Genomic DNA, 14527 nt, shown 5'->3' with positions numbered 1-14527 from the left:
TATGAATGCAGAGCAGTTTAAAGCACTAGTAAAAGCAACAAAAATTGGTAAGCGTCTTCCTGATGCAATATATCTCCACAAAACAGCGTTGGTTGATGCGCCTCTTGAAATTGCCAAGTTTATTCCTATTGTGGCTAATGCTGTAAAAGTAGACTCTAATGAGTGGGATATAGTAAAACTATTCAAAAGTGACTTTAAACTTTCTCTTCTTAGCTACCCAGAGTTCTTTTCAGATCCTTACCCAACTTTAAAGCAAAGTGTTACCGTTGATCTGAGTAAATTAGCGCATCGAGTTACCAACTACGAAAATCACGAAAACCCGCCAATATTACACCGTAAAGAAACAATGCTCTGCGCAAACCATCCAAATTACAGCGATTACCAGCAAGTAACGGAGCAAGCTGAGCAACTCGGATTTTATGAAAACCCAAGAATGATCGGGTTCAAAAACGGCTGGCGAAAAGAAATTAATAAAAAAGGGTACGATTTAGTTGATGGCGACCTAATCAAATTAGAAGAATCCACACAACCACAAGTTAAAGAAAACAAAATTGACCGACACAAAACAGCGTTGGTTAGGCATGACCTTTCAGCTCCAATGAAAACACTCGTTAAAAACGGCTTTTTAAATGGTGATTACACGGTATTTGATTATGGTTGCGGCCGAGGTGACGATTTAAGAGAACTAGAGGCACATGGTATAGACGCCTTAGGCTGGGACCCAGTATACAATCCAGAAGCCAATAAAGTCGTTTCAAATATAGTAAATGTTGGCTTTGTCATTAACGTCATTGAGGACAGAGCCGAGCGTATTCATGTGTTGCAAGATGCATGGTTACTCACAGAATCTGTATTAGTTGTATCGGCTATGCTGGGCAACGAAAGTATTGTAAGTCAATTTCAGCCTTATAAAGATGGGGTTATAACTAGCCGAAATACGTTTCAAAAATACTATACCCAATCTGAGCTAAAAGCATTCATTGAAAGTGCATTAGATGAAGCAGCTACAGCTATTGCTCCGGGTATTTTTTATATATTCAAAGATAAAAATCTTGAGCAAAAGTATCTAAATAACAAACATAAGCGTACTTATCAGTGGCAACAGCTTACCTCACCTAAACCACTGGCTGAAGAACAAGCTCGTGTTTTATTCACTCAGCACCAGCGTTTATTTGAAGATTTTTGGCAAACCTGTTTGCAACTTGGACGCTGCCCGACAACTGACGAATTTAATCAAAGTACTGAGTTAAAAGAAGTGATTGGCTCTCACAAAAAAGCACTCAACTTAGTTTTCGATTGGTATGGTTGTGAAGAGTTAGATGCAGCAAAAAAGCTTAGAACTGAAGATTTACTATTAAGTTTTGCACTTGCTCAATTTGAAAAAAGAAGACCATATACACAGCAGCCCGATGATATTAAAAGAGACGTAAAAGCCTTTTTTGAAAGTTTTAAAATACTAGAGCACCAAGCTACTGACCTACTTTTTAAGATTGCTGATACAGAGTTAATTGAGGAGCTGTGCATTAATGCAAGCGAAACATTACCTGCTAGCAAGCTAACATACGAAAATGGTCACCCTCACTCTCTGACACTCCATAAACAATTTTTAGAGCAATTACCTCTTATATTACGTATTTACGCAGGCGCAGCGCTGCAAATGTATGGAGAACTCGATGATATGCATTTAGTCAAAATACATATTCATTCAGGCAAAGTCAGTTTAATGGGTTATGAAGGATTTGAAGATACGCCACTGCCAGCACTACGGGAGCGTGTAAAAATCAATATGGCGCAACAAGATGTCGACTTCTTTGATTATATTCAACCAGAGAAGCGCCCTCTTCTTTTAGACAAAATTGAATACATCGATGAAAGTTTTGAGGACTACAAAAAGCAAAAGGCGTTTAATAAACGCCTTTTGGAATTAATAAATGACTCTTTAAGTTTAAGTTGTAATCAATTAGCTCAAACTCTGAAATCGCAGCACCTTATTTTAAAAGGTTACAGGTTTTACAAAAACTAAATTTTAAAAAAATAGCAGTCCTTACTCATTTTAAAATGATAGATAAGATTTCATCTAATCCTAATTTACTCAATCCAAGGCCATAAGTTTTCCCATGCATGGTCAAGCATATCTTCGGCTCGCTGCAATACTGTTTCCTGACGCCATAGCCCTTTAACGTTTGTAAGCGGTTCAATAAAGTTCAGATATGTTTTATCGTTAGAGCTTGTATTCTTATGAGTTAAGTTTTTATAAAGTTCCAACTTAGAGTGCCAATCTTTATTTGAGGCTTCAGCATTATCACCTCTTGGCAATATCACTAAGTTACCTATAGTGTCTACTAATTTGTTCTCATCTAGAGATGAGTCCCATTGATTGTCTATAAACGTTTGTGGAGCAATATGTTCAATTGTAAACTGGTTAGCTCCCTTAGCCTTAAAGTCACTCCAACGAAAATAATTCAGTAAGGGAGCGCTATTTAATTTCGCTTTTATTGTTCGAGCATTATCTTCAGCTGAAATCGTCACATCGTGCATTGCACTGAGCAATAACATCCTACATATACCAATTTGCTTCCCTTTTTTATAGACAGGCGTTGTTTTCGCTTTAGAAACCCAAGCCTCTTTGAGCTGTCCTTCCTTATCATTACTAGTAATAAATTTCTTTTTTAGGTCCTCTTTAATGATTTCCTTAACTTTAGCGTTTACTTCAGCAGGGGTTATACTTTGTTGTAAAACACTACTGTAGATCTTCTTATAAACACTATCAATGCCATCAGTCCCATTAGTAGCACTTCTTCTTATAACCCAGAACGCAGCAAGCATTTTTACTATACGTGTAAATAATACCTTCAACTCTTCATTTTCCGGTTCATTACGTAAATGATGATAAAAGTAAATTAATAATGCTCTACTTATATCGTGCCCTGTATCTATTAAAAGCTCCATGCATACATTAACTTGCTGATGTTCATCTATTGGTAAATAGATACCTTGAAAATCAGCTTGCCCATCTTTCAACCAAGTTTTAAATAGAAAATCTGTGGTATTCGCAAGTTTTTTAAGATATACAGCCTTGCTTTCTTCAGTGCTTTGTTGCTTAAAAGAGCTTAATAAAAAAGTCCTCTGATTGCTTATGTGATTTCCACATGACTTACCACTTTGAAAGTATGAAAAAGCATCAATAACCTTTTGTGTAAGTTTCTGCTTTTGTGCAGAGTCAGTTATAGAATTCAGATAGTTGTCTATTTCTTCTAAATCTTCACACGTACTCTCATTAGAGATTTTCTGAAGATGCTCAATAACCTTTGGCCTAAAAGTTTCATAGGCTGTTAGTGGTTCACCCGTTGTATTTAAAGCTTCAAACATATCAAAAGCATAGTTCTCACTTGTTACTGCAACAAATGTTACACAAACTCTTTCGAGTAAGTAGCTAGTAAATAATTGCAAATACAGAGAGCGTCTAATGTCTACATCTAAGTCATCGCCGAATAACTCTATTAGTTGAGTGACTCGAAAGTTAAGTACTTTAGTATATTTCGGTTCTTCTAGAGCTTTTAACTCTACTTTTTCACCCTCGCTCCAACAATATCCTCTTTCAACCGTTACAAGTTGCTTATCAATCTCTTTTATATTATTTAATACTACACTGTAGCTCTCGCTTGAAATGTCATTTAAGTCGAAAGCTTTATATTTATTATTAGTTCCTTGGCTATTGATTATATTTTCATTAAATTTAAAAAGATAACTTGCTAGCGGCGAATTATAAGTTGCCAACTTACTCTTCTTACCCCAGCAATCAACTAACCCTCTGATAACTTTAGGGTAGTATCTATAATTTGGGTCTAATTGAGAGTTAGTATCGTGCATAAAGAATTGTAAGCTAGACAAGGTCTGATTCAAACGGTCAACTTGCTCTGACAATGCATCACTTTTTGCTTCAAATTCAGTTTTATCTTCGCAATTACCTTCACTCTCAAGTTTAGCTAGCTTAGAGTCATAGTTAGTTTTTAACTTTTCTAGTTTAACTTTAACAAGAGCAATTTTTTCATATAACCTTGTACATAGTAGTAAGATCGTTGTTAGCCTCTGCTGGCCGTCAATAACAAGCCTAACTGCGTTTGGTAGATGACCATTGTGACTTGGTTCAACACTATCACCATGCATATCTGTTACGGTAAGTAACGCCCCTAAAAAAGTAATTGCATCCTCAGAGTTGTATAAAGATTCAATACCACTTTTTATGTCTTCTATGAAGCGCTTTACATTTTTTGAGCTCCACGAATAGGGCCTTTGATATGCCGGCATATAATAGCACACACCTGGGTCTGAAATAACGCCATACACAGATTTAGGCATAGAAGAAAAAACTTTATCCAATTCCATTTTACCACCTACCAAATTACAAGTTATTTTTTAACTATGGGCACATTTTGCGAAGTTCACTGCGTTTCTGAGTTCTAATCCATAGTCAGATACATATATCATTGAATATACATGAAAAAAAATTACACCTAAATACATATATACACTTTTTTTTTCCAAAAAACTCGAAAAATCAATAACTCAGTTCTTTCTTACTTACTGAGTTACGTATAACATGTCACTGGATAAGTTCTCCAGGAGTCTTTAATAAAACATGAAAGCAAAGTTTACAGGACATGATACTTTCCCTCTTAGATACGGCTGGCTTTTCAAAGCAGTTAACTATCTGAATAACAATGGCAAGTTTACAGGTGATGAAAGTATTAATGACGCAATCGTGCAACTTGGCGTAGGCAAAAACATGGTCAAAGCGATTCAGTACTGGGCTGAATCGGTCGGTGTAATAAAGAGTGTTAGAGAGAACAGCAAACCCTTACACGCAATCTCTGAACGTGGCGACGTACTTTTTAACATTAAAAAAACAGCTTTAGACCCTTATTTAGAACATTCATGTTCGGTTTGGTTGATCCATTATTGGTTGTGCTCTAACACAGATTCATTGACTGCTTACCGTTACTTTTTCAATTATTCTAATGTTCAACATTTCGAAAAAACAAAGCTTATTGACGATTGTTTTGAAGAACTAAATACACTCGTGACAACGAGTGTTGAAAAAATAACAACAATAAAAAAAGACTTTGATTGCTTTTTAAACACCTATGCACGAAAAAATAAAATAGCTAATAAAAAGAATAGTAAAGTAGACGAAGATCATTTTGTGTCACCTTTATCTGAATTAAAACTGATTATAGATAATGGCAATGGCTTTTATATAAGCAATCTAGAATCGAGACCTGATTTACCAGTAGCAGTTTTCGCATATGCATTATTAGACTTCTTTAATAAAGAAACTAAAGAATCAAAGATTAATACTATAGATTTTGACTCTTTACTCACTAAGCCTTATTCGCCCGGTAGAATTTTCCGCCTTTCAGAAGCTGGGCTAAGTCAAAAACTGGATGAGCTGCAACAATTCACAAATAAAAAAATAGCTTGGCTAGACTCATTAGGACTAAGACAAATACAAGTTGCGGATGAAGTAAAAAATAATGGAATGAAATACGTAAATGACTACTACAATAGATAAGCAAAGTAGCAAAATAGAAATTAGCCAGCATTATAAAAGCTCAACTAGGATCGATTCTCAAAACATTGATCTTCGAACCTTTGTTGATGAATTAATTGTTCATGGCACTGCTATAAATGTTTTAGATACTATTAGCAGAGAATTACAAAACACATCTCAAAGAGCTTTCACTATTACCGGTCCTTATGGTTCTGGTAAGTCTACAATAGCGTTATTCTTAAGCTGCCTAACTAGTACAGATGTATCTCTGCGTACGTTTGCTCTCAAAAAGCTACATGAAAAAAGTAATGATATCCCTAACTTTGAAGAACGCTTTTCTCTTAGCAATGGTTGGTCTACTGTAAAGCACGTTTGTGGATTAGAGTCACCTGCAATTGGTATTATCAAAAGCCTCTTGCCAGAGTTTGATTATAAAACTGAAGTTCACTTTGAGTCTTTGACAGACGAAGATAGCTTAGGCGTAATTAAAGATATTTTGCATAACCACAAGTCTAAGAGTGCAAAAGGCGAACCTGATGGCTTAATCATTCTACTTGATGAAATGGGTAAAGCATTAGACTATCAATCTCGCGAGAATAAAGATCTACACTTTTTTCAATCTCTAGCTGATATAGTTCAACAATCCAAAACACCTGTATTATTGGTTGGCTTTTTGCACCAGGCATTTTCGGACTATGCAAAAAATAAAGATGTAAAAACACAGCAAGAATGGAGTAAAGTTCAAGGTCGTTACCGCGACTTAAACTTTAACCCTTCAATAGACGAATCATTAGTATTGGTTGGAGATTCGATTAAGTGTGAAGACTCTGTCGAACACCGGCTTTTAAATGCACACGAAAATTTAGTAAAAATAATTAGTTCTGCATTTTATGAACAAAACAAAAACCAAAACGCTTTAAGACAAACTTTACCGCTCGACCCAATCGTTAGTCTGTTGCTAGGCCCGGTATCTCGACGCCGCTTTTCGCAAAACGAACGTAGCTTATTTGGATTTTTAGCATCTCATGAAAAGTTTGGTTTTAGAGAGTTTTTAGAAACCAACTACACAGATGTAGACTCTACTCCTTTATATACGCCGGAAATGTACTGGCATTACCTCGAGCATAATCTCCACCATTTAATTGCAACTTCGCAAGATAGTAAAGCTTGGTTAGAAGGTACAGATGCGGTATACAGAGCGACCCAAAAAGGTACAACTCTACATATCGCAATTACAAAGGTCATTGCTCTCCTTACTATTTTTGGTTTTCAGCATCAGCTACATGTAAAAAAAGATTGGTTGGTTAGCTACTTTAATGCAAGAGGCTTTTCAGAATCAGACGTTTTGAATGCCATTAAAGATCTAGAGGCATGGACTGTCATTATTTATAGACAAAACCACGATGCCCTATTTGTTTTTCAAGGTAGCGATATTGATATTAATGCGCTTATCACTTCTAAGATAGATTCAATAAGTTCTGGTATAGATTGGACTGAAGTCTGTGCTAAGCAACAAAGTATATTAGCAACAGCCCATTACCATGAAACAGGCACTATGCGCTGGGCTTCTACCTTACTTGTGAATAAACTTGATAAAGGCCTGACAGACCAACTGCAGAAAACACCTATGACAGGTGAAGCTTTTGCCAATTTTGCACTTTGTTTAAATGCAGGCACTTATGAACAGTTAAATTCCAGCTTAATTATTAAAGACTATGCCATTATAGGCCTAGCAAAAGACTATGCAGTTCTAAAAAATGTAGCTATTGAACTCATTGCTTTGAAGACAATCTTAAAAGAAGAAAAGAAGATTGCTCATGACTCAATTGCTAAAAACGAACTTGAAAGCAGAATAAAACAAGCTGAACAAAGTGTTGCTGATGAATTACAAAACCTTTATCTGCATGCAGAATGGGATTACTGTAACGAAGCGTTGAGCTGCACAGCTTTAAGTAGTGCAGCATCATCAGTTGCTGAAAGAATTTACCACAAGTCGCCAGCTTTATTTAATGAGCTTGTTAATCGCTCAAAACCATCGGGTAGCGCAAATAGTGCAATTCGTAAGTTAATGCATGCGATGCTCGAAAATGGTGATGAGAAAGACTTGGGCTTTGATGAAAACACGTTCCCACCTGAAAAAGGTTTATATCTTTCATGCTTGAAGAGTAAAGGTTGGCATTGTGAAACTAAAGAAGGTTTCTTATTTCCAAGTAACTGGAGCAAAGAATCACAAGCAAATAACCCTAAGATGTATCAACTTTGGTTGAGTGGCTTTGATTTTATTAAAGATAACTCTACAGATAAGCAAGTCACATTAGCTGAACTTTATGACATGTGGATGAAGCCGCCTTTTGGTCTTACTGCTGGTTTATGCAGAATTTACGGTTTGGCATTACTCAAATCACTTGAAGGCCAAGTTGCGTTTTATGATTGGGATTCTACTAACCAGTTCATTTTCATTCCTGAACTCGATGAAGAGTTAGTCAATAAAATCTATAAGTATCCTAAAGAAGCTGGTGTTCGCTATTTTGAAATTTCTGAAATTCAAACACACCTTTTAGATAACCTTGCTAAAGCAACGATTGGCAATACAACAAACGATACTGCTATTCTCAACATTGCAAAGCATATTGTAGGTATTGTCCATAAACTACCTACTTGGGTGAAGAAAACCAGTGGTGAAAGCTTCGTAAACTCAGAAGAGAATGGTTTAACAAAAGAAGCTCGAAATTTCCGAAACAAAGTAATTGCTGCAAATGATCCTTTTAAATTGATTCTTGATGATTTACCCGCAGTATTTGGTTTCGGTAAAAATGATAAAGAAGCTGAAGAAAAGCTCGCCCAGTGTTTAAAAACAGCCATTGAAGATTTAAGTGCACAACATGACATGCTTTTAAGTGGGTTTAAACAAATCATTCTTAATATGCTTAATGCCGAATTCAATGAAGATCTTAAAACACGTGCGGAGTTTGTAGAAAAGATAGCAAAGCGCCCTAACGTTAAAGAGCTTGCAAAGCGTATTAGTCAATTTATTGATGGAAAGATTAAGTTCGAGTTCATCATTAACTTAGCTGCAGGCGTGCCTGAAGCAAAATGGACTGACAAACATTTAAGAAGTGGTTTGGATGAGCTACAAAATTTATGTGTTCAATTTAGAAGAATTGAGTCTTTTGGTAGCTTGCAAGAAAAAGGGACTTCAAAACCTCTGGCATTTATTACAACAGACAAAGATGGCAATCATAAAGAGTTTGGTAGCTTCATTAAGCATGACTTAGAAACAGATACTGATGTAAAATCTGCGGTAGAAACCATTAATTCAACTTTAGTAAGTATGTCGAAAGAGCAAAAATTAGCAGCTCTTACTACCCTACTTACTGATTTAATGGACCAAAGTGATTCAGAGGCAATTGATGGGTGAAAAAGTTAAACACGTTCTTGGTCTATCCGGCGGTAAAGACAGCAGCGCACTCGCCTTATTCGTAAAAGAAACTTATCCAGATTTAGATGTGGAATACTTCTTTACCGATACAGGTTATGAGCTACCAGAAACTAATGAGTTTATTGATAAGCTTGAAGAAAAATTAGGTTATATACATCGTTTGAATGCTCGCTCTTTGAATAATATCGAGGGTCGAGGTGAGAAAGACTTTGCTCATTTGCTTAAGGAACATGGTAATTATTTACCATCTCAAAGAGATCGCTGGTGTACGGTTCAAATGAAGTTAAAGCCATTTGAGCAATGGCTTGATGGCTTTATTAAAGATGGCTACAGAATCAAAAACTATGTAGGTATTAGGGCCGATGAGCCTGAACGAACTGGCTACATGACCATTGAAAAACCCATCGAGTCTGTTTTCCCTTTTAGAGAACATGGTATAGTAAGAAGTGATATTGAAAATATTCTTCAACGAAATGGCCTTGAATTACCGGAATACTACAAATGGCGCTCTCGTTCTGGCTGCACATTTTGCTTTTATCAAAGAAAGATCGAATGGGTTAAACTCATGGAGAAACACCCTGACTTATTTGAAGAAGCAAAAGCATTTGAAAAAGGTGATGATGAGAATACAACTGTAGGTGAACGGTTTTACTGGATGGGACAAGGCCAACCCCTTGAGACTCTTGAAGATCCTGAAGTGCAAAAGCGTATTATTGATAATCACGAAAAGAAAGTTGCCCGATTCAATAAGAAAAAGAGACGTAACGCATTACTTGGGGATTTTGAGGGTGTTTGCGAGTTCACAGATCTAGACGAAATATACGATGAAGCCGAAGGTGGTGGAGCTTGTGTAACTTGTTATAAATAAAAAAAGCGACTTATGTCGCTTTTTTTATTGCATTGACTATAAACAAGATTTGTTCATGACTAATATCTAATGGAAAACTGATTCTAAAGGTCTTTTCGGCTTCATCTCGCGTAAACCCCAACGCTGATAAAACATGAGAAGCTTGAATTTCCTTAGAGCTACATGCTGAGCCTTGAGCAAAAGCAATCTTTTCTTCATTATCTCTAATTAACTTAGTGACATTCACATCATGAAAAGTAAAAGAACAACAATGATTTAGTTTTTCACCGCCGCCATTTTCAGTATAAGTAATATCTTGTGCCTGTAAGTTTGCCTTGAAGTAATGTAATGCTTCTGTATTGATAAACTCTCTATACCTGATAGGAAACAATTCTATAGCCGTGCCGAATGCTGCAATTAATGGCGAGGCAACTGTTCCACCACGTACCCCTTGTTCTTGACCTGCACCATGAATAACAGGTTCAATTTCTCTTTCTCTCAAGTCCCTAATATAAACAGCACCGACACCTTTAGGTCCTGCAATTTTATGTGCAGAAAAAGACATAAAATCAACATTGAAATCATCTACATCAATCTCTGTTTTACATAGACTTTGTGCGGCATCACAATGAAATAAAACACCACTTTCAAAGCAGACTTGTCCAATCTCTTTAATTGGGTTTAAGGTGCCTAATTCATTATTTGCATGCATTATAGAGACAAGAGCAGTATCTGTTCTAAGTGCTTTTTTAACAGACTCTGCTGAAATTAGGCCATCCTCATTTGGCTTCAAATATGTCACTTCAAAACCTAAACTTTCCATATAATTACAGATGGCTAAATTACATTTGTGTTCAATAGATGATGTCACAATATGCTTTTTTTTCTTAAATTTAGGGTCTTTTGATAGTAACGCACCTTTTATTGCAAGGTTATTCGATTCTGTAGCACCACTTGAAAACACTATCTCACTGGGGAAAGCGCCAATCTCATCAGCTAAAAGCTCACGAACTCGGTTAATACTTTTATTAACTTCTTCGCCTAGATAATGGCTTGCCGCAGAGTTTGCATAATGATTTTCAAACTCTGTTAAAAGCGTTTCTTTGACTTCAGGAAGCAATGGGTATGAAGCAGCAGTATCAAGATAAATCATAGTTATTCCCTTTATGTAACGGGACAACTTTAACACATTTTGCTAATTCCCGAGTCAAAAATAAAAAATATCATCACGATTTAACTTGCTTCCTAATCAACCCATTCAACCAAATCTCACCCTTTCTCTCTGGCCTTTGATCTTCACTTTGCCATGTTTTCTCAAGCGTTAACTGTGGCTCTGCGTCTATCAATGCTTCTAAGCTTTCTTCGGTTAAGTTTGTGTAGTGCCTGTCATTTATATCTCGCTCACCCTCACCATATTTAAAACTAACGTAAAGTACACCGTTTGATTTTAAGGCGTTGGCTAATTTGGTGAAACGGTCTGGCAGTTCACGGTGTACAACATGAAGTAAGCTTGCACAACACCAAATTCCGTCATATTGGTTTTGGTCTGTGATTTGTTTGAAGGTTTTAACGTAAACAGGTTGCTCTAGGTGAAAGCTAGCAATTTCGGCTAATTCTGCACAAGCATCAATCGCCGTTACTTTATATCCTAAGTTTTTGAAATAAAGTGCATCTCGGCCCGAGCCGCAGCCAGCATCTAAAATATGCGGTTTTAAGCCATTCGGGCAGCCTTCGGCTGAAGGGATATGCGGTAAGAAGGCGTTGTAAAACTCACCCATATCAATATGGAGCGTGCTGTTGGCGAATGCGCTGGCGTTCTGAGCGTAGTAGTCGAGCGTTTGTTGTGTCATGTGTTTATTCTTTACCAGTGTGAGAGTGGTGACGTTGGGTTTCACGCCTTTGCAGTTTCAATATAGCTGCTGCTCGCCAAGTTTTTCTGTAACTTAGTCATTTGCTAATTTAGCTTAATTTTTTGAAGATGAGTAGTGATAAGAATCAATAAGTTATTCATGTTTGCTATTAACGGCTATTTACTTGTTTTTGTGTATAAATATTACGCATAGCTGCATAATGAAGAGGTGTTTTGGAAGTTATAGTTTTATATAAAAAAAGGCCACCCGAAGGTGGCACAGTTACTCTCAGTCTAGTTGGGAAAACTAGCTAGTTACACTTCCAACATTTACCGCTTGCCGGCAATGTGTACCAGTTTCCATGTGTACTCTTATTAGACTCTACCCAATTTTTTAAAGTTGGATACGCAATAGAAATATCAACTCTTTCGTAAGGGTGTTTCCAACCACTCTCGATAATGTCTACAGCCCATGGTAAGCCAGACGCTGTCATGTAAGTTTCACCACCAATCGAAGTGTTGTCATCTGCGGTACCAAACTTAGAAGTGTCAGCTAGCGCTGTGTGGGTATGGTTTGGAAGGTGGATCTCATTACCTCGTTCAAAAGTACTATAAATAAACGGATTAAATGGTGCTGCGCCTAATGCCGTTCTATTTACAGCTTGGGTAAATACGACGCGCATAGTGACGGGAATTTCGGCTCTATCGTCACCTTGTTCGGTATTGAAAAAGCTAAAACCTTCTGTGCTTGGTGCATGCTGATTAGCATTTTCAACAATCACAAGTACCAGCTCTTCTGAGTGCCCAGCTTCTGGGGTTAAAGCGCTATTCACTCCGGCTATGCTGAAGCTGGCTTGTGCAACATTTGCATCGGTCGTACCTGCCATGGCAATGGCAAAACTATTGGCTTTACTTGCGCCTCTGCCTTGTATTGCGGCGGTCATGGTGACTTCTTTTACTTCGTTGCTTGCATTGGTAATAACATTAAATGAATGCGTTAACACAAAATCATTTAAATCGAAGTCGCCTTTGGAAGGCCAGTTGTCTTCGAAAATCAAAGTACCCGGTGTTGACTCATTATTGAATGCTCTTTCTGAGTCTTCTGGATAATCATCATTATCGTCATCAACGCCATCACCATCACAGTCGTTTACTTTATTCCAAGTATAAACAACTGGGTCACTGCTCAAGCCATTGTCATCTACCGCGATGACTTCTACTCGCCATGTTTCATCATCAAGTACTTGTGAAGCTAAAACCGTATTACCTGTATGGTTGGTTTTGCCAGCAAACTCGTCGTCGATTAAGTAGCCTTGGCCAACATCAACATACCATCTATATGTATAAGTAACGGGGTCGCCATCGGGATCGGCATTTGCTGAGTTGCCAATATTTACACTGAGATCTGTTGTACCATCAACACAACCTGCTGGTAAGCCAACTAGCTCAGGTGTGTTTGGCGCATTGTTTTCTGTGAAAGTATAAGTAATGGTGAGCAAACTATAATCTAGAGTGGTTGCCCACCTTCTAGATGTATGGTTCATATCTATATCTAGAAAAACATTAATCAAACCATCATCAGTAATATTTGAAGTTGGGATTGTAAAAGTTGTTTCTGACCACTCTTCATTTTGGCCTTGCAAAAGCCCAGGGTTTAAATCAATTCCATCGACTGAAATACCATCATATTCGCCACTTGTTCCATGAAACGGCTCTGAATCTACATCCCAGCCTCTAATCAGCATGGTCGCACTCAATATTTGCAAACCACTTGTATTATAATCAGCAAAACTATGCTGCCATCCATAGTCTTCATTAAACCAAGAGTATTCTTCAAAACCATAGCCATTTGGCGCTATGTAATGTGGTGCACTACTGCTTTCGTCAACTCTTTGAGTATAAGTAAAAGTGCCATCACCATTGTCTACTGTCGTTTGTGAACTTGGATCTGAGTTGGCAGCCAAGCTTACGAATGCCATTGTGATAATTGATATGTGCTTTTTCATTGTGAATCCTCCAGATCAGAGGCAACCGGAATGTCGCATTCAATATTCAAAGACGTTGTTAGCTCACTAACTGGTATGTTTTTTGTGCAATTCTGACCATTCGCTTTTGCTGAGATCCTTACTTGCGTAACACTCGGGGATAACTTCATCACAGTGCGTACACTACCCACTTGAGAAGTGAGACTTTTTAATGGGGTACTAACTACATTTTCGTTCTCATCTAACGCTTCAACTTTGATGAAGTGCTTGCCACCAATTGGAGCTCCCTCGATTGTGGTTTGGTTATCTGAGCTTTCGGTTTCTATTTGAGTGATTGAGCTCACAACGTTAACCGATACTTCTTTGGTTTCTGATGTCGCCCAATCAAAATTTGCAGGAATGATTAAATCTGACAGCGATGTGTCATCTTCTGATGAAGTCTCATCATTATCGTTTGACGAATCGCTACCTGTTGAGGTGTTATCTGAAGCGCTACTTGATGTTGAGTCTGTAGGCTGAGCTTGTTGTTGAGCTGGTACTGAGCTACTGTCATCGCCGCCTCCACCACCACAAGCTGTCAAATATATTAGTACGACCGTTAAAATTATTGCACGCATAACATTGCTCCTGACTATGGATATAACAATGTCACGCAAGCCTCAAGCCAGTGGTGTTATCTAATAATTTCAATAAGTTAATATTTTACAAATGTACGATTTGTGCATTTTGCAACGCAATTTAATAATGAAGTGTCTAATAAGGCGTTTTACACTCGGTACGAATTTCAACAGGTTTTCAAATTCGCTTCACTAAGTTTTTAAGAATGCGAGTCTAACTGAGAGTAAATACTGCTAAA

General features: G+C 37.3%; 9 protein-coding genes. 4 read left to right on the top strand and 5 right to left on the bottom strand.

Translation table 11 applies throughout. The features are described 5' to 3' along the window. The first annotated feature begins 1 nt into the window (after window position 1). Window positions 2-2023 carry a DNA phosphorothioation-associated putative methyltransferase gene (locus ABMY35_RS19000; protein WP_349287650.1) on the top strand — a complete coding sequence of 674 codons (2022 nt, stop codon included), beginning with the start codon at window positions 2-4 and terminating at the stop codon, window positions 2021-2023. A gap of 65 nt (window positions 2024-2088) precedes the next feature. Here ABMY35_RS19000 and ABMY35_RS18995 read toward each other — a convergent pair whose 3' ends face one another. Next, a complete protein-coding gene (locus ABMY35_RS18995; protein WP_349287649.1) occupies window positions 2089-4386 on the bottom strand; it encodes a DUF262 domain-containing HNH endonuclease family protein in 2298 nt (765 codons plus the stop codon). Window positions 4387-4639: 253 nt separating this feature from the next. Here ABMY35_RS18995 and ABMY35_RS18990 point away from each other — a divergent pair, with 253 nt between their 5' ends. From ABMY35_RS18990 to ABMY35_RS18980, 3 genes are read left to right on the top strand one after another with little or no spacing between them, the layout of a single operon-like run. Beyond that, window positions 4640-5572: a DUF4007 family protein gene (locus ABMY35_RS18990; protein WP_349287648.1), complete on the top strand. Its 933-nt coding sequence runs from the start codon at window positions 4640-4642 to the stop codon at window positions 5570-5572. Further along, window positions 5553-8969: a hypothetical protein gene (locus tag ABMY35_RS18985; protein ID WP_349287647.1), complete on the top strand. Its 3417-nt coding sequence runs from the start codon at window positions 5553-5555 to the stop codon at window positions 8967-8969. Before ABMY35_RS18990 ends, ABMY35_RS18985 begins: the two co-directional genes overlap by 20 nt. Then, a complete protein-coding gene (locus tag ABMY35_RS18980) occupies window positions 8962-9858 on the top strand; it encodes a phosphoadenosine phosphosulfate reductase family protein (protein WP_349287646.1) in 897 nt (298 codons plus the stop codon). Before ABMY35_RS18985 ends, ABMY35_RS18980 begins: the two co-directional genes overlap by 8 nt. 10 nt (window positions 9859-9868) lie before the next feature. On the opposite strand, the gene ABMY35_RS18975 is transcribed toward ABMY35_RS18980, so the two are convergent. The 4 genes from ABMY35_RS18975 to ABMY35_RS18960 form a co-directional block, all read right to left on the bottom strand. Then, window positions 9869-10990, bottom strand: a complete 1122-nt coding sequence (locus tag ABMY35_RS18975; RefSeq protein WP_349287645.1) for a cysteine desulfurase family protein — start codon at window positions 10988-10990, stop codon at window positions 9869-9871. Between the two features lie 73 nt (window positions 10991-11063). Then, window positions 11064-11687 (bottom strand): class I SAM-dependent methyltransferase, encoded by a 624-nt coding sequence (locus tag ABMY35_RS18970; protein WP_349287644.1) that lies wholly within the window; start codon window positions 11685-11687, stop codon window positions 11064-11066. A 310-nt stretch (window positions 11688-11997) separates the two neighbouring features. Next, window positions 11998-13692, bottom strand: a complete 1695-nt coding sequence (locus tag ABMY35_RS18965) for an LruC domain-containing protein (protein WP_349287643.1) — start codon at window positions 13690-13692, stop codon at window positions 11998-12000. Beyond that, window positions 13689-14288, bottom strand: coding sequence for a hypothetical protein (locus tag ABMY35_RS18960; RefSeq protein WP_349287642.1), 600 nt, complete (start codon window positions 14286-14288; stop codon window positions 13689-13691). Before ABMY35_RS18960 ends, ABMY35_RS18965 begins: the two co-directional genes overlap by 4 nt. Between the last annotated feature and the right edge of the window lie 239 nt (window positions 14289-14527).

Origin of the sequence: Pseudoalteromonas sp. BZB3 (genome assembly GCF_040104455.1) — a bacterium.
Lineage (GTDB): Bacteria > Pseudomonadota > Gammaproteobacteria > Enterobacterales > Alteromonadaceae > Pseudoalteromonas.
The sequence above is the reverse complement of the archived record's forward strand: the minus strand, read 5'-3'. Positions and strand labels throughout refer to the sequence as shown.